The following is a 15,855-nucleotide window of genomic DNA, read 5'->3' as shown; positions in this document are numbered from 1 at the left end:
GATAATCACTGCCTCAGCCTAGAGAGAGCACCGGTCGACCGGGCCGAAACGCCCGCCCCCGTGAGCGGCGTGGCACCCACAGGGGGTGTCGTTCAGGGGGTGTCGTTCCGTCTACGTCGGTGTAGACCGTCTACGTTACGTGGACGCGGAGGCGCGAAGGCGCGAACGCACGTCGAGATGGCGACGCACAGGTGCGTCCGGAGTGCGAGCAGAGCACCCGAGGCCGCTCACCGCCGCCATACAACAACCGGCCGCCCACCGCCCGAGCGGTGCAGTGCCGGACGGTCGACCAGGAGTGCGCTTTGGGACAGCCGGAATTCCTCACCGCGGTGGATGCCACCCGTGAGCGCCCGCATGTGATGAAGAAACTCCCCGAGGTCACCCTGGCCTTCTGGATCATGAAGATCGCCGCCACCACCCTCGGCGAGACGGCCGGCGATCTCTTCTCCCAGACGCTGCGACTGGGCTACTTCCTCACCACGATCGCGTTGTTCCTGGTCTTCGTGGTGACGCTGGTGGTGCAGCTGCGGTCCAAGCGCTACAACCCGTTCTTCTACTGGACCGTCATCCTGTCCACGAGCATGGCCGGCACCACCATGTCGGACTTCATGAACCGCGACGCGGGCGCCGAATACCTCACGGCGGGCACGACCTCGCTGGGACGGGGCCCCCAGGGCCTGGGCCTGGGATACCCCGCGGGCGCCGCGATTCTCGTCTCCCTGCTGATCGCCGTCTTCATCGCCTGGAAACTCACCGGGCAGACCTTCGCCATCCGCGACATCGTCACCTTCCGCGGCGAGGCCCTCTTCTGGTCCGCCATCCTGGTGTCGAACACCCTGGGCACCTCCATGGGCGACTTCCTCTCCGACAGCTCCGGCCTCGGCTACGCCGGCGGCGCCCTGCTCGTCACAGCGCTCCTGGCCGTACTCGCCGTCCTGACGCGGGTGCCGGCCGTCCCCGATGTCGCCCTGTTCTGGATCGCCTTCGTCCTCACCCGCCCCCTGGGGGCCACAGCCGGCGACTTCCTCACCAAGCCGACCGCCAGGGGCGGCCTGGACCTCGGCACTCCGGGTTCCTCGGCGGTACTCCTGGTGACCCTCCTCGGCCTCATGGCCCACGCCCATCTGCGGGAGCGCAGGAGGGCCGCCCCACCCGGCGAGCACCACGCCCAGCTGTCGTAGGGACACCGCGCTCACCGCCCGGCCCTCCCCAAATCCCCCGAGGGCGCGGCCTCACCGCTGCGCCCAACCTTCCCCTGACCGATTCAACCCCTGCCGCCAGCAAGGGACTTGGCGGTTCAATGGCTGCACAGGTCGTGGACTGTCACAGGGGGGCGCTGTGCTGGCGGAAGAGTTCGGATACCAGGTGACGTCACGCCTCGCCGTCGATCTGACAGCGACTTTGCGACCAGAGATGGAGAAACAACGCGAGGCAGCCGAGCTGAGATCACGCAACTCCCCGTCAACTGAAAACGTCGTCGGCTTCACCATTGCCGCTTCATTCATTGTCTGCTTTATCGCACAGTCATGGGAACCATTCTTCTTCGGCATGTTCATAACCCTTCTCGCAGGAAGCCTCAACGGGATCATCGTCGGGTCGAAAAGAAATGCAGCAGCCGACCTGAACCAAACGGTGTCGGGCGTCCTGGCAAGCCCTTGGCAGGCATGGCCATGCCGCGTGGAAGCCATCGCCGGGGGGGAGGCCAAGCGGCTGCTGCTGCTCGACCCTCAAGGAGGTGCGGCCCGGCAACTCCTCGCCCCGGCCATGCCGGACGAAGTATGGATCGGCCTGACGGACGGACGAGGGCTGATCTGGTTTGCCGGGGACCTGCGATTCGGTGGAATTGCCTCGCTGCCAGGAGGCAGCCCCATCTTCTGGGTGAAGCTCATCCCCACCGCAGCACCCCTACCCGCACCGAGCGATACCCGGCAGCGACTGATCGAAGAAGAGCTCGCCAGGCAGGCCATCGCGTACGTGTTTGACGAGTGGCTCTGAGGCGCGCCCGTCGGCCACCACCAGCCGGACCACCAAACCCAAGGGCTGTCCCGTAATCCGTGCCCAGATCATTCATGCTGACCACACGTCCGGCATGCCCGATGAAGAATGGCCCACCCCATGTGGCCGACCCTCGCGTTTCCCCGCACGCGCCGGGCCCGTACGGCACGAACCCCGGACATCACGACCCTGCGGGACAGCATGCCCGGCTACCGCGACGGCGGCCTCCCCCGGCCCGTCCGGTGCTGCCGGCCGTGACGGTGCCGACTCCACCGTGCCCGGCCCGGCCGGACCGGCGCTTTCGTACGTCCGGGGTCAGTCGAGCGGCGTGGACCGGTGCGCCGCGGCAATGGCGTCGATCCGGGCTGCGAGATCGAAGTCGGCCTCCGTCAGCTTGTAGCCGATGTCGTGAGTCGTGACGGCGATGCGCAAGTGGTCGATCCTGAGGTCGATGTCCGCGTGGTGGCCGATGCGGCGTTCCCGGTCGGCGATATGCACGATCATCGCCGCCCCTGCGTGATACGAGGCATCCTGCCACGGCCGCATCGCCCGCTCCGGGGTGACCAGCTCCCGCCGCATCCTGCCTGAGCGGGTCTCTACCGCGATCGTCGCCGCGGTCCGGGCGATCTCCACCGCCTGGTCCGGCTCTCGCGCTGCAGCGGCGGCCCTCGCCTGCCGAGCCATGTGCACCCCGCGGTCGCGACGAGCAGTCGTCGGGACGATGGCGAGGACCTGCGACCACAGCGCGCCGGCCTCTTCCCCGAGACCGAGCCGTCCGTAGCAGGTGGCGCGCTGCACCTCTAGGTATCCGGGCGTCCGTCGGCAGGCGTTGCCCCAGGGCAGGTCGTCGTCGACGCGAGGCAGCAGCCGGTCGGCCTGGTCGATGAGCTGGTCGATGAGCTGGTCGACCATATGCCGTTCCCCGGTGAGGCTGGCGCCGTGTGTCTGCTGCTGCATAGCCATGATTCGCACTTTCGGGACGAGTTGGTCGACATCGTCGAGCGCGGCTTCGCACAGGTCGATGACCGCGTGTCCGTCGCCCGGGTCAGTGCGCAACTGAGCCTGATTGACCAGGCTGTAGCCAATGAGATGCGGGTCGCGGGACCGCATCGCGATCTCCTGTGTCACCCCGCGCCAGAATGCCGCGCCGTCCATATCTCCGGCGTCCTGGTACAGCCAGCCAACCAAGGCAGCGTATGCAGCCCCGACGCGGAGAAGGCCGCGGCGGGTCTCACCCTTGGCGGACCGCACGAGATCGTCGATCAGCTGGTACTGCGCGGACACGGTACCGATCAGGTCATGCGGCCCGAGGAACACCCCGCGCGCCGAGCGGTCGTTCATTCGTCAGCGACACTCACCGAACGGAGACTCATGGCAGGCATTGAGTACGAGGCGAAGGCCCTGGACATCGACCCCGCGAAGACTGCCCGGCTCATCATCGACGCCGGCGGCACCCAGCAGGGCGAGCCCCGGCTCATGCGCCGATACGTGTACGACACCGTCCCGGCTGTTCCCGGGCGGTGGGTCCGGCTGCGCGACACCGGCGCCGGCATCACTTTGTGCGTCAAGCAGATCTCAACGGACGCGGTTGACGGTACCCATGAGACCGAGGTCGCCGTCGACTCGTTCGAAGAGACAAACGAGCTCCTCAGTCTGGTCGGCCTGACGCCACGCGGCTACCAGGAGAACCGCCGCACCTCGTACCTCCTCGGCGCCGCCCGGCTGGAGGTCGACGAGTGGCCGCTCATCCCGCCGTATCTGGAGATCGAGGCCGACGACGAACCGCAGGTATGGGAGGCCGCCGCCGCGCTGGGGATCGGCCGCGACCGGCTCACATCCGTCAACACCACGAAGGTCTATGGCCTGTACGGCATCGCACTGGACTCCATCGCCGACCTGCGTTTCGAGTAGGCCGACGCTCGTTGCTCCCGGCCGGGGCACACGGCCCCGGCCGGCACGGAGAGGCGGCACCATGCACGATCCGAAAGACGTCCCGGTCGAGGCCGGACCGGACCGCACTTTGCGCGTGGAGATCATCGACGCGTGCGGCCTCACCTGCTCGTTCTGCCACAACGAGGGAACGCCTGTCGCGTCCGACAACACCGACCGGTCCGCCGACCAGTTCACCGGCAGCACCCCGGGCCGCTCCGGTCGCGTCTCCATCTACCTCCGCACCAACGGCGCCGACTTCCTACCGGCCCGCATCCCCGCCGACGCCGATTTCGCCCTCGCCCTCGCCGCGATGCGCGGCAGCCTGCCGACGAGCGAAGTGCACTTCACCGGTGGGGAACCGACGCTTCACCCGGACTTGCCTGGCCTGATCAGAGTTGCTCGGCGTCTGGGGCTCACGGTCGGACTCACCTCGAATGGGGAGAACGGCGCCGCAGTCCTGCCCTCCGCCGCCGCGGCCGGCCTCGACCGCATCAACCTGTCCGTGTTCGGCACCACGCCCGACGAACTGGCCGCAGTGCAGGCCCCGCGCCTCGCTTCTCCGAAGCTCGCCGAGCGCAAGCTCGCCACCCTCGATGCCACGATCGAGGCCGCGACCGCCCATGGGGTCAAGGTGTCCGCGAACATCGTGATCCCCTCACGTGACCACATTGAGCGCGTACTGCGGATCACCGAGCGGCATGGCCGCTCCGTCGTGGTGCGGATGCTCGTGTCTCTGGAGGACGGCGGCGTGTCGCTCGCCGCCATGCAGGAAGTCGTCGACCACCTCGGCGCAACACCCGTCCGGCGCATCGTCACGGCAGGAGCCTCGGATCAGCGGGTGCGGTGCCGCCTGCCGGACGCACGCTGTACGCAAAGAACATCCGCCCCGTGCGCCTGCCGGAGACGTGCGCCGACTGCCGGTTCAACAACCCCGACGACTGCCAAGAGGGGTACTACGGGGTCCGCATGTACCGCGCCACCGACGGACCATTCATGGTCGGCGTGTGCATCCAACGCATGGACCTGTGCGTCACGCCCGGCGAGTTCGTCACGAGCCAGGGGTGCCGGGAGATTGCGGCCTTCCGCGACGACGAGGCCGCACGGCTCGCGCGCCCGTATGCGGTGCGGGCGCCATCGGTGCAGCCCGGAACATAGCGTCTCCCCCGAGCTGGCCCCGGCAGCGGGCAGCCCGCCGCGTGGCGCGATTACCGGAGCCCCGGCCACACTCGCGGCCGGGGCTCCGGTACGTCTTGATCGTTTACTCTCGGCTGAGCACAGGCTGAGCTAACGATCTCGAACGTCTCGGAAACGGGACCAGCCCCAGATCAGACGCACTCCGACCTGGGGCTGAGACGTAGGCCGTGTGGGACTCGAACCCACAACCAACGGATTAGAAGTCCCGGCAGGGTCCTGCCGGGACTTCCGCCAGCTTCCACGCTGGTCCAGAAATGCCTAGTCAGAGGCATGTCGCATGCTGGCCGGTCCAAGGTTGTGTGCGCCATGTCAGCACGTCCGCTCACGCATCGCTCACGCATCCAGGCCCCGTTGAAGACGACCGAGCCAACACACCTTCCAAATGTTCATCAGGGATCCGAGGTGGGTGGTGGGCGTGCCGGCCTGGAGCGGAGAGGTCGGCAGGCGGGTTCCTCAACGATCCCGGACACCGGTGGATGGGACCAGAACTGAGACCGCGGCGCGGCCGGAGCCTTGCCGGTCAAGAGCAGACAGCAGTCAGCCGTGGCGGGTTCGAGTTTGAACCAGCGGCCCCTTTGTCCCAAATGAGGTTCGGCGAAGATCGTGACCTGCGAGGAAATCCCGGGCGCTCCGGCGCGCGCTGGCAATGCATGCCGTGGAGAGGGCAGTTGCCACGTTGACGCTCATTGTGTTCATCAGGCCACCCTGGTCTCTGGATCGTCACGCAGGTCCTATCTGGCGGCGCTTGTGCCCGGCCTGCGGTGTGTCAACCGCACGAGCCCGCGCGTGTCCTGAGCGATCATCCGCATGGCCAGACGTGGCGACTGCGGTGTTCGCGGCGTCGAGGCTGCGCGTAACGGCGCTGGTCGGAGCGGGCGAGCCTGGCTGGAGCGGGGCCGCCGCACACCCGTTCCGTGACCGAGGCCGACTATCTCTCCGCCCGGGTAACGGAAATCTATGTCGGCCAGAGTAGACATTGGGTGGTGGTGTGGTTATGGTTTCTCTCGTAGCCCAGAGAGACAGCAGGGCCCGGCAGAGACGAACTGCCGGGCAGCAGTAACCGCAGTTGCAGTTCGCAGGACGGTGCGGTGGTGGAGTTCCGAAGCCAGGGTTGTTGCAGGACGGCGACGGGACTGGCGACCGGACCGGGTGGCCCGCAGTGATCAGGGGCCGCCGTGAGCAGTACCCGCAAGTGCAGTACGCAGCAGTGAAGTCAGTGAGCAGCACCTCGGTGAAGGCGTCGGCTGCGGACGCGCGCACCGGGAGGTTCGGCAGTGGGGTTCTAAGCCAGAGCAGATGCAGGACGGGCGACGGGGCTGGCTGTCGAAAAGTGGCGCTGGCGCAGGCCACAGAGCAGTACGCAGGAGAGCAGTACAGCAGTAGGTAAGTGATGATCCCAGAGGGAAGAACGGAGGAGCCAGGCGCCATCAGGATCGCCCGGGTGGAAGTTTTGAGCCCGGGTACCGCAGGACATCGATAGCGAGGTGGTCTCCGGTCAAGCAACCGCGATCCCCGCACCCCCGACAACTTCCAGGTCGGGTCAGCGGAAATAGAAGGCCGGCGCAGTATCAGGGTCGGCAGATGGTGTAGCAGTTCCTTCGGGGCTCGGGTGCCGTACGGCACCCGAGCCCCTCCACGCGTTCCACAGAGAGGTGCAAATGACAGCAGACGACTCGTTCGGCCGTCTCAACGACGACGACTACCCCGCCTACACGATGGGCCGGGCCGCCGAGATGCTCGGTACCACACAAGGTTTCCTCCGCGCCATCGGAGAAGCCCGCCTGATCACCCCGCTGCGTTCCGAGGGCGGCCACCGGCGCTACTCCCGCTACCAGCTGCGCATCGCCGCACGCGCCCGCGAACTCGTCGACCAGGGCACCCCCATCGAGGCCGCCTGCCGCATCATCATCCTCGAGGACCAGCTCGAAGAAGCCCAGCGCATCAACGCCGAATACCGCCACGCCGCCGAATCAGAGAACCCGACGACCGCGGGCTGACGCGTGGCTTCTGAGTCAACTGCCTTGACCAGGATGTTCCCTTCGCCCACATCTTCGTCGTGGGCGTTCTGCTGCGGCGGAGGAGCCAGGGTGACCGCCTCCGTCTGCCGCATGTCGTAGGACGCTTCATCGGCAGGAAGGTGTGAGGCAAGGGCCGCGGGAACTGTGAAGTGGTTTGACGCGCAGAACGGCTGCGGCTTCACCGCCCGGACAGTGGCGGCTCGGACGTGTTCGCCCACCGTACGGCGATCAGCCCGCGCGCGGAGCGTACTGCCGCCCCGGGCAGGTCCTGCTGTCCGACTGGTTCGCACGAACGGTGGGCGTCGGCCGCCTTCAGTCTCGGTCCATGGTGGTGGGAGCTGGGGCACTCGTGAGAGCGCCGCGCAGCAGCGCTGCGCTGAGCTGCGTCGGGACCCGTATACGGGCTGATGGGCCGCCGTAAACGACGACCGCTCTTCCTGGAATGCTGTGTTCCGGGTGGATCAATATCTATGACCGCGAGACGAGAGTTTAATGTGCCGCGCGGACAGTGTGTTTACTGCAACGGGCAGAGCGGAATTATTGACCTTACGCAGGCCGCTACCGCATGCTACTGTCGATCTCAGTTGCAGTCGTGGTTCCCAAAAACCTCAACGCCTTTCGTCGGCATTTTTAGCCGCGGGGAGCGTTTTGCATTTCCGGTCATCTCCGGGCGGGGCATCATCGCGGCGACCCGGCATCCGTGGATTGCGGGTTCCGGCGTACTGCCCCACAAGGAGATATGACATGGCGTCTGGCACTGTGAAGTGGTTCAACGCGGCCAAGGGTTTCGGCTTCATCGAGCAGGACGGTGGCGGCGCTGACGTGTTCGCCCACTTCTCGAACATCGCCGCTCAGGGCTTCCGTGAGCTGCTCGAAGGTCAGAAGGTCACCTTCGACATCGCGCAGGGCCGGAAGGGCCCGACGGCTGAGAACATCGTTCCTGCCTGACGCTGACGCGCACTTCGTAGCTGGGGCCCGCATCCCTCGGGGTGCGGGCCCCAGCTACGGGCATTCCCCGGGGCTTCCCTGTGGGGCAACGACGCCCGCAGATCCCTCTCCAGGAATGCGGACCTCTTTGAAGATGCACCCGTAGACGTCCGGGATCTCACGTCCGCATGACGTCACCCATTTCATCGCCTGCACTTGCACCGGATTCACCGCGGGCCAGATCTGCTTTCGCATTTCGTTCGGCTCGTTCTTGTGATTCCCCGCGCTGTTCTTCTGCTGCGAGAATTCCTTGATACGTGCCGTATCAAGGAAGGTTCTGAATGAACCCCTCACGTACGAACAACCGCTCCTCCCGCAGCCGTACCGGCGGTCCCGCCTTCGGCTCCGGCGCCGGTTCGCACCGGGGCAACCGCTTCGGTACGCCCGCCCCGAGCCGTTCCGGAGGGCCGAGCCGCCCAGGCGGCCGCGGCCGGCGGCCCGCGGCGGCCTCGGGCGAGTTCGCCCTGCCCAAGACGATCACTCCCGCGCTGCCCGCCGTCGAGGCGTTCGCCGACCTCGACATGCCCGAGCAGTTGCTGGCCTCGCTCACCGCGCAAGGCATGAGCATCCCGTTCCCGATCCAGGGCGCGACCCTGCCCAATACCCTCGCGGGCCGCGACGTCCTCGGTCGCGGGCGCACCGGCTCCGGCAAGACCCTCGCCTTCGGCCTGGCCCTGCTGGCCCGCACCGCCGGGCAGCGCGCCGAGCCCGGCCAGCCGCTGGCCCTGATCCTCGTGCCGACGCGTGAACTGGCACAGCAGGTGACCGACGCTCTTACCCCCCACGCACGCTCGGTGAGGCTGCGCCTGGCCACTGTCGTCGGCGGAATGCCGCTCGGCAGGCAGGTCAGCGCGCTGCGCCGTGGTGCCGAAGTCGTGGTCGCGACGCCGGGCCGCCTCAAGGACCTCATCGACCGGGGTGGCTGCCGGCTGAACCAGGTCGCGATCACCGTCCTGGACGAGGCCGACCAGATGGCCGACATGGGCTTCATGCCACAGGTCACCGCGCTCCTGGACCAGGTCCGCCCCGAGGGCCAGCGGATGCTGTTCTCCGCCACACTCGACCGCAACGTCGACCTCCTGGTCCGCCGCTACCTCACCGACCCGGTCGTCCACTCCGTCGACCCGACCGCAGGGGCGGTCACCACGATGGAGCACCACGTACTGCATGTCCACGGCGCCGACAAGCACCGGATGACGACGGAGATCGCGGCGCGCGAGGGCCGGGTGATCATGTTCCTGGACACCAAGCACGCTGTCGACCGGCTGACGCAGAATCTGCTGAGCAGCGGGGTGCGGGCCGCCGCCCTGCACGGCGGGAAGTCGCAGCCGCAGCGCACCCGGACCCTGGCCCAGTTCAAGACCGGGCATGTCACTGTGCTCGTCGCGACGAACGTCGCGGCGCGCGGTATTCACGTCGACAATCTCGACCTCGTTGTCAACGTCGACCCGCCGACCGACCACAAGGACTACCTCCACCGCGGCGGCCGTACCGCGCGGGCCGGCGAGTCCGGCAGCGTCGTCACTCTGGTCACCCCCAACCAGCGCCGCGACATGAGCCGCCTCATGGCAGCCGCCGGCATCGTGCCGCAGACCACTCAGGTCCGCTCGGGCGAGGAGGCACTCAGCCGGATCACCGGCGCCCAGACCCCCTCCGGCATTCCCGTGACGATCACCACGCCGGTGGCCGAGCGACGTCAGCGCAGCCGCAGCGCGGCCTCCCGCGGTCGACGCAGCCCCGCTTCGACTGCCCGGCGCACGATCGTGCGGCAGTCCTCCTTCGACGCGGCGGCCTAGAACCCTTGATCAGGAAACTGGCCCATCTCTGCAGGAGGCACATCTTGGCACTGGTTCAGATGCAACCCCGCCCGGCGAGCGCCACCCCCGCGCACAGGACAGTGGCCGACACCATGGACACGGCCGGACCGCAGGTCTGCGACGACATGACCATCGAAGTCGCCCTGGCCGTCATGACCAGTGCCCGCACCGAGCACCTGCTCGTCTGCGACAACGACGGCCTGTGCACCCAACTGGTCACCCAGGCCCAGCTCGCCGCGGTCCGTGACAGCCCCGCGTACACGGACCGGGTCCAGCTACGCGACATTCTCGACAACCGCGGGCCGTTCACCTCACCCGCTACCACGATCACCGAAGCCCAGCACGCGATGCGCGGCCGCCGGCCCGGTGCCCTGCCGGTCGTCGACGAGCAGGGCAGCGCTCCGGGCGTCCTCGCCCTTGCCCACTGAACCGCCTCACCGCGGCGAAACCATCCCCCTTCATTCTTCTCCCTGTGAGGCATCATGCGCTGTGTCATCGCCCGCTTCCCGTTCGACCTCACCAAGAGCGGCGTCCTGGAATCCATGAAGGGCATCAAGCCCGAACAGGTCATCGGCGAGTCCGTGATCATCGGCCGCCGCACCTACCCCGTCAAGCAGGTCGGGCAGGTCATCACACGCCAGGACCGCCGCGATTTCAGCGCCGGCGAAATCCTCCGGGCCATGACCCAACTCGGCTTCACCTGCCCCGGCCTTCCCCACACCGCCGCGCCCACGCGCGTCCTCAACCCGTTCCAACAGGCTTCCGCGATGCTCGGCGCCCCTGCCGCCGTCTGACCGACGCGCAGGCGCAAGCCGCCACCAAAACAACAGTGAGGGCCCTCAGCGCGCAGCAGTGGATTCAGTGGTCGGAGTAGCTGAAGTCGCCCATGGTCCAAGCGCTGACGTCATCGATCGCCACCAAGACCTCCGACACCCGCTGCCTCCAGACTGCTTCGGGAGTCAGCCGCCTCGAACGGCGACGGGCCGCGAACGCGGTGAGCGGCGAGGAAGCCGTCGAGGCTTCGACGCTCCTTCGGTGAGGGGGAGATCCAGCCTGTCGGTTGGGGTCGTCCGGTCAGCGTCTCGCCTCTCGGCGGACAACCGTTCGCCCCCGACGAGGCCGCAGGAGAGCGGCCCCCTGGCCGACTGGGCCGCTTGGGTTACCATGTGCGGCGCGTCGCCCTCGGGGCCGCTCTGAAAAGCACGGCGAGCGCTACCTCGCGGCACTCAACGCCGGTGAATCAGCAGACGCACACGAAGCCGCTGTCGCGGTTAATCAAGTGCTGGAAGAGCAGGGCGCCGGCGGAAACGAGACGGGTCCGTAACTGGAAGCCTGACCGCCCTGCCGGCCAGATCCTGCTTGCCTGACCCGCGCGCCGCCCAGACGGGGAGGGCGGTGCGGCGCCCGACTCATCGCCCTCTCCAGGGTCACTACCCCTTCAGCGTCGCGACCTGGCGAGCGCGTTCGCCGAGTTCTCTCAGGGCCCGGACCTTCCGGTGGGGAGCGAGCCGCTTCCGCATCGTCTCGAAGTGCTCGTCGCCGCGAGCGGTTGACAAGCCCACGTAGTCGTCGAGGAACGTATTCCAGGTGCTGCACGCCTCCTCGATGTGTCCCAGTTCGTACTGGCGTTGGGCCATCACGCCGTTGGCGTGGAGTCGGCCCTGCCGTTCCTGTTTGGGTTGTGCCCGGACCGAGCTCTTCAGAGCCGCGATCGAGCCCGCCAGGTCTTTCGTCTCGTAGAGGACGTGGGCGACGTGGAACTGGTAGGCCGCTTGGTCGTATCCGCCGACAGCATCTCGGCGTGAGTCAGCCTTCGAGAGCGCTGCTTCGGCTTCACGCAGGCGAGTGAATGCCTGCTTCCGGTCGCCGACCATGGCTGCCGAGTGTGCCTGCTGACCTCGAAGGAACGCCACCAGCCGCGGGCCGGCCTTGGGTGCAGCTTCGGCAGCTGAGTCCGCGAGCTTCAAGGCCATCTGCCCATGGCGCAGATGTGATGCCTGAAGACTCATGCCGCGCAGAATACGGCAGTAGGTGACGTGGTCAGCAGCAGCCTTGGCGAGGTTCAACGCCTTTACGTAGTACTGCTGTCCGAGGCCGTGCTCTCGTTCGTACATCGCCATCCACCCGGTCAGGTAGGTCAGGTCGGAGGCGGCGGAGAGCATGTCGTTTCTGACCGGCTCGGTTGCTTGGGCTCGCAGGTAGGGCGCGACGGTGTTGACGAGGAATGCCGCGGCCATTGGGCGGGCGTGGCCGCCGCCCAGCTCGTCGAGGATGTCTGCGATGCGGTCGGTCATGGTCCGTACGGTCGCGACTTCGCCCGGCCCGATACGGCCTGTGGGTTTCGTGGCGCGTTCGCGTTCCTCTGCGTGCGCCTCGCCTGCGAAGAGGGGCACGACGAGAGCAGCCGAGTACAAGCCGGCGGCGAGCACGCCGCGTCGCGAGGGGTCCATATCAGCCCTGCCCAGATCCAAGAGGGACTCGACAGTGTCTCCGCTGCCGGAGTCCTCTCCGCCCTTCGGAGGCTGCAGACCCGCTTCCGCATAGGTCACGGGGCGGCCGATCTTGCGTTCGAGTACCTCGATGATGACCGGCCTGACCTGCTCCCTTGGCTGCGTCCCGCTCAGCCAGTGCGAAACGGCGGAGTGGTCGTACTTCAGGGTCATACCGACCTGGACACCGGTGCGGTTCACCGCATTGGCGAGCTGGGTACGCGACCATTGCGCCTGCTCAAGCAGGGTTTCGAGTCCCGTATTGCGGTCGTCCTGGGGTGCTTTGGCCATTGCCAACTCCCGTAGGTTTCACGGCTTTCACTGGCTGACGGAAGCCTGATCGATCGCTACTTCCAGCACCGGGACGCGGACGAGCCCGTACGGTTCCGGCCCAGCCTGCCCTTCGTGGACGCAGTACCGGCCGACCCTGGCGTCAGGGCGCGGATGCTCACCGCACGCCACGCGCTCAGCACGACGGACGACGGCAACGTCGTTCTGACGGCAGGCGGCGAGTCCTGGACCTTCACAGCGCCCGCACTGCCCTTGCTGAAGCGTCTCGCCGACCGATCGGAACACCGGCTCGCCGACCCCGTCAGCGACACCGAACTCACTCTGGGGCAGGCGGCTGCCGTGATCAGTGAACTCCTGAACGGCCAGGTCGCCTCGGTCAGGGGCACGCAGTGAGGGGCGCCGAACTCAACCTGGGCACCTATCGCACGGCCGGCGTTGCGGCCGCCGCCCAGGCCGCGATCGACCAAGACGTTTCCTGGATCGATACGGCCCCGAACTACCAGCGCGGCACAGCCGAGGAGCAGCTGGCCCCCGTGCTGGGCGCCTTCCCGTCCGTACGTGTGTCGACGAAGGTGGGTTTCCTGGACGCTGCCCGCCAGGTGCGGGCGACGAAGGAGGGCGTGCTCACCCCTTCGCGGACCGGGAAGGGGTACTGCCTCGAACCGTCATATGTGAGGTGGCAGGCAGCACAGAGCAAGGCCGCCCTCGGCCGGATCCCCGACATCACGTTCGTCCACAACCCCGAACACGGTGGACCAGAGCCACACGAGCTCGACGCCCGCCTCCTCAAAGCGTTCCGGACGCTGGAGGAGTGCTGCCGGCAAGGACTGATCAAGGCGTACGGCGTGGCCACGTGGTTGGCGCTGCACGACGGGTCGCTGACGGTCGACCGCCTCATGGAACTGGCCCACAAGGCCGGAGGCCCGACCCACAAGTTCGCAGCGATCCAGCTCCCTTTGAGCCTCGTGCAGCTGGGGCCCATCGCCGACGCGCTGGACGGCCGGGGCGTTCTCTTCGACGCCCACGCCCTCGGCCTGGAAGTCTTCGCCTCGGCACCACTCCATGGCGGAGAGCTGCCAGAGATGGTCACTCCCACCGTCGCGCAGGAAGTGCTTCCGGGAACCACGCCCATACAACTGCTGCTCGGGACAGTCGCCTCCACACCCGGTGTGACGCGGATTCTGCTGTCAGCCAGCACCACAAGCCACTGGACGGCAGCCGAGCAGGCCACCCGCCCATCCCTGCCGCGTCCCTTCGACAGCACCGAACTGAGAAAGATCGTCGATGCCTTCCGCGCCTGACCACGCCACAGCAGAACGAATGCGACGAGCATTCGAGTACGCCGCCACAGTCTTCTCTCTCAATGCTGCAGGCAGTGAGGAGACCTGGGGGTGGGACGGTAAGACTCTGAGCGGCCCGGCCAGCGGCCACCTCTGGCTGCGGGTGGCCGAGACCAAGGCAGAGAAAGCAGCCAGCGCATCCTGGAAGGGACCGGAAGAAGCACACGAAGCGATGCCGGACCGCGTTCCGCGTCCTCGCTTCCGGGGGGCTTTCGAATGGTCGACCGACGCGTACGCCTACCGTGCCGAGGTCCACAACCGCGCCGATGGCCAGCCGCTCAGTCGGTCGCCCTTGGCGCCACCGGGCCTGGACCTCTCCGCCGTGTGGTGGGCCCAGCTATGCGATGCGCTGGACACGATCTCCCTCGTGTCCACGAGCCGTGTAGCTGTTCGCCAAGAACGGCTCCGCTGGGCCTTGCCCCGCTTCCTCGGGACGGACGTGGACACCGAAGTCTTGGAATGGAGTGCCGCACACGCCGACATCCAGTGGTCGAATCTGACCGGTCCCGAACTCTGCATCCTGGACTGGGAGCGGTGGGGACTGGCTCCAGCCGGCTACGACGAGGCCACCCTCTACATCTCCAGCCTCGCTGTCCCTTCGGTTGCAGACCGTGTCCTCCGCGAGTTCAAGCCCATCCTGCGGTCTGCCTCCGGCTGCTTCGCCCAGTTGGTCGTGGCCAGCGAGTACCTCCAGGGGATCGAACGCGGAAACAACCTGGACCTTGAGGCGCCCTTGCGAAAGCACCTGACCCACCTGCTCGGTTGACCCACCCTGTGCACCTGCTTGAGGGCAGGCGGACAGGGTACCGATGGGCGTCACGCCCAAGACGTCGGTTCCGTTCTCAACGCCGACGAGGGTGCGCAGCCGCCGTACCTGGGCTGGTGGCGGGCGGAGCAACACCGGCGCAGTTCGGCACGTTCCTGGACGCGGCCGAATCCGATCGGCTCTACGCCCTCTTCCACCTCGTCGGCACCCGTGGCCTTCGCGGGGGCGAGGCCGTTGGCCAGAGCTGGACCGATGTCGACCTGAACGCCGGCCTCATCACCCCGGCCAAGGAAATCGTCGTCGACGGCTGGGACACCTACGAGTCAGCCCCCAAGACCGACGGCAGCGCCAGCACGATCGCGTTGGACAGCGTCAACGTCGCTCTTCTGCGCGAGCACCACAAGGCGATGCTGAGCGCCCGGGAGAAGTGGGGCGACGCCTGGAACGAGACCGGCAAGGTCTTCACCCGTGAGGACGGCTCCTGGCTGCACCCGGAGACGGTTTCCGAGACGTTCCGCCGCATCCTCGCCACCACCGACCTGCCGCCGATCACTCTGCGCGACCTGCTCACGTCGCGGCCACTCTCACCCACGGCGGGGGTGGTGACCTCCACACGATCAAGGAGACGCTGCGCCACTCCACGATCACGCTCACGTCGGACACGTACACGAGCCTGCTGCCCGAGGTCGACAAAGCCGCGGCAGAAGCCGCCGCCGCACTGGTGCCACGTGCCCGTAAGGGCCCCTCCGTAGCCCCTGCTGTCGGACCGTCCGCTCACGCATCGCTCACGCACGAGGTCGGGGAAGACGAAGCGCCCCGACCGAATGAAACCGATCGAGGCGCTAAGTAGCAGGTCAGAGGGTTGCCCCTCCCCTGCTGTCGGTAGGCCGTGTGGGACTCGAACCCACAACCAACGGATTAAAAGTCCGCTGCTCTGCCAATTGAGCTAACGGCCCTCGGCACATCACCCCTGAGCATAGCCCGCCGGGGCCCGGCCGCCGATCGGGTATCGGTTGTCGGGCCCCG

General features: G+C 67.4%; 13 protein-coding genes, 1 tRNA gene and 2 pseudogenes. 13 read left to right on the top strand and 3 right to left on the bottom strand.

Translation table 11 applies throughout. The features are described from left to right. Window positions 1–302: 302 nt before the first annotated feature. The gene (locus ACIOHC_RS28910; protein WP_401844567.1) at window positions 303–1,181 is read left to right on the top strand and encodes a hypothetical protein; all 879 of its coding nucleotides are present in this window, start codon (window positions 303–305) and stop codon (window positions 1,179–1,181) included. Between the two features lie 157 nt (window positions 1,182–1,338). Continuing rightward, complete coding sequence (locus ACIOHC_RS28905) at window positions 1,339–1,995, top strand: hypothetical protein (protein WP_401844566.1); 657 nt, start codon at window positions 1,339–1,341, stop codon at window positions 1,993–1,995. Between the two features lie 315 nt (window positions 1,996–2,310). Here ACIOHC_RS28905 and ACIOHC_RS28900 read toward each other — a convergent pair whose 3' ends face one another. Further along, entirely contained in the window at window positions 2,311–2,679 is a 369-nt protein-coding gene (locus ACIOHC_RS28900) for a 4a-hydroxytetrahydrobiopterin dehydratase (RefSeq protein ID WP_401844589.1), read from the bottom strand. A gap of 687 nt (window positions 2,680–3,366) precedes the next feature. Between ACIOHC_RS28900 and ACIOHC_RS28895 the strand changes: the two genes are divergently transcribed. The 7 genes and pseudogenes from ACIOHC_RS28895 (at window position 3,367) to ACIOHC_RS28865 (ending at window position 10,737) form a co-directional block, all read left to right on the top strand. Next, on the top strand, window positions 3,367–3,906 hold the full coding sequence (locus ACIOHC_RS28895) for a CYTH domain-containing protein (RefSeq protein ID WP_365693757.1): 540 nt from the start codon (window positions 3,367–3,369) through the stop codon (window positions 3,904–3,906). A gap of 61 nt (window positions 3,907–3,967) precedes the next feature. Next, window positions 3,968–5,082: pseudogene (locus ACIOHC_RS28890) on the top strand (radical SAM protein). Between the two features lie 1,697 nt (window positions 5,083–6,779). Next, window positions 6,780–7,118, top strand: coding sequence for a MerR family transcriptional regulator (locus ACIOHC_RS28885; protein ID WP_266359503.1), 339 nt, complete (start codon window positions 6,780–6,782; stop codon window positions 7,116–7,118). A gap of 765 nt (window positions 7,119–7,883) precedes the next feature. Further along, complete coding sequence (locus tag ACIOHC_RS28880) at window positions 7,884–8,087, top strand: cold-shock protein (RefSeq protein WP_351076900.1); 204 nt, start codon at window positions 7,884–7,886, stop codon at window positions 8,085–8,087. A 320-nt stretch (window positions 8,088–8,407) separates the two neighbouring features. Next, the gene (locus ACIOHC_RS28875) at window positions 8,408–9,922 is read left to right on the top strand and encodes a DEAD/DEAH box helicase (protein ID WP_365688451.1); all 1,515 of its coding nucleotides are present in this window, start codon (window positions 8,408–8,410) and stop codon (window positions 9,920–9,922) included. 44 nt (window positions 9,923–9,966) lie between these two features. After that, on the top strand, window positions 9,967–10,371 hold the full coding sequence (locus tag ACIOHC_RS28870) for a CBS domain-containing protein (RefSeq protein WP_367432121.1): 405 nt from the start codon (window positions 9,967–9,969) through the stop codon (window positions 10,369–10,371). A 54-nt stretch (window positions 10,372–10,425) separates the two neighbouring features. Continuing rightward, entirely contained in the window at window positions 10,426–10,737 is a 312-nt protein-coding gene (locus ACIOHC_RS28865) for an SCO5918 family protein (protein ID WP_327368876.1), read from the top strand. Between the two features lie 636 nt (window positions 10,738–11,373). Here ACIOHC_RS28865 and ACIOHC_RS28860 read toward each other — a convergent pair. Further along, a complete protein-coding gene (locus ACIOHC_RS28860) occupies window positions 11,374–12,723 on the bottom strand; it encodes a hypothetical protein (RefSeq protein WP_351076892.1) in 1,350 nt (449 codons plus the stop codon). A 114-nt stretch (window positions 12,724–12,837) separates the two neighbouring features. On the opposite strand from ACIOHC_RS28860, the gene ACIOHC_RS28855 reads away from it, so the two are divergent. The 4 genes and pseudogenes from ACIOHC_RS28855 to xerC form a co-directional block, all read left to right on the top strand. Further along, a complete protein-coding gene (locus tag ACIOHC_RS28855) occupies window positions 12,838–13,116 on the top strand; it encodes a hypothetical protein (protein WP_351076889.1) in 279 nt (92 codons plus the stop codon). Next, on the top strand, window positions 13,113–14,024 hold the full coding sequence (locus ACIOHC_RS28850; RefSeq protein WP_401844562.1) for an aldo/keto reductase: 912 nt from the start codon (window positions 13,113–13,115) through the stop codon (window positions 14,022–14,024). Before ACIOHC_RS28855 ends, ACIOHC_RS28850 begins: the two co-directional genes overlap by 4 nt. Window positions 14,025–14,043: 19 nt before the next feature. Continuing rightward, window positions 14,044–14,829 carry a hypothetical protein gene (locus ACIOHC_RS28845; protein WP_351076884.1) on the top strand — a complete coding sequence of 262 codons (786 nt, stop codon included), beginning with the start codon at window positions 14,044–14,046 and terminating at the stop codon, window positions 14,827–14,829. 131 nt (window positions 14,830–14,960) lie between these two features. Then, window positions 14,961–15,679 (top strand): annotated as a pseudogene (gene xerC, locus ACIOHC_RS28840) (tyrosine recombinase XerC); the annotation flags it as partial. 33 nt (window positions 15,680–15,712) lie between these two features. Here xerC and ACIOHC_RS28835 read toward each other — a convergent pair. Then, window positions 15,713–15,785, bottom strand: a tRNA-Lys gene (locus tag ACIOHC_RS28835). Window positions 15,786–15,855 lie beyond the last annotated feature (70 nt).

Source organism: Streptomyces sp. NPDC088252 (assembly GCF_044740965.1).
Taxonomy (GTDB): Bacteria; Actinomycetota; Actinomycetes; order Streptomycetales; family Streptomycetaceae; genus Streptomyces.
Note: the sequence above shows the minus strand (reverse complement) of the source record. Positions and strands in the feature narration are given on the sequence as shown.

Coding starts and splice junctions, on each gene's coding strand:
- ACIOHC_RS28880 (WP_351076900.1), top strand. CDS start 7,884: ATGGCGTCTGGCACTGTGAAGTGGTTCAACGCGGCCAAGGGTTTCGGC.
- ACIOHC_RS28895 (WP_365693757.1), top strand. CDS start 3,367: ATGGCAGGCATTGAGTACGAGGCGAAGGCCCTGGACATCGACCCCGCG.
- ACIOHC_RS28875 (WP_365688451.1), top strand. CDS start 8,408: ATGAACCCCTCACGTACGAACAACCGCTCCTCCCGCAGCCGTACCGGC.
- ACIOHC_RS28885 (WP_266359503.1), top strand. CDS start 6,780: ATGACAGCAGACGACTCGTTCGGCCGTCTCAACGACGACGACTACCCC.
- ACIOHC_RS28865 (WP_327368876.1), top strand. CDS start 10,426: ATGCGCTGTGTCATCGCCCGCTTCCCGTTCGACCTCACCAAGAGCGGC.
- ACIOHC_RS28900 (WP_401844589.1), bottom strand. CDS start 2,679: ATGGCTCGGCAGGCGAGGGCCGCCGCTGCAGCGCGAGAGCCGGACCAG.
- ACIOHC_RS28845 (WP_351076884.1), top strand. CDS start 14,044: ATGCGACGAGCATTCGAGTACGCCGCCACAGTCTTCTCTCTCAATGCT.
- ACIOHC_RS28860 (WP_351076892.1), bottom strand. CDS start 12,723: ATGGCCAAAGCACCCCAGGACGACCGCAATACGGGACTCGAAACCCTG.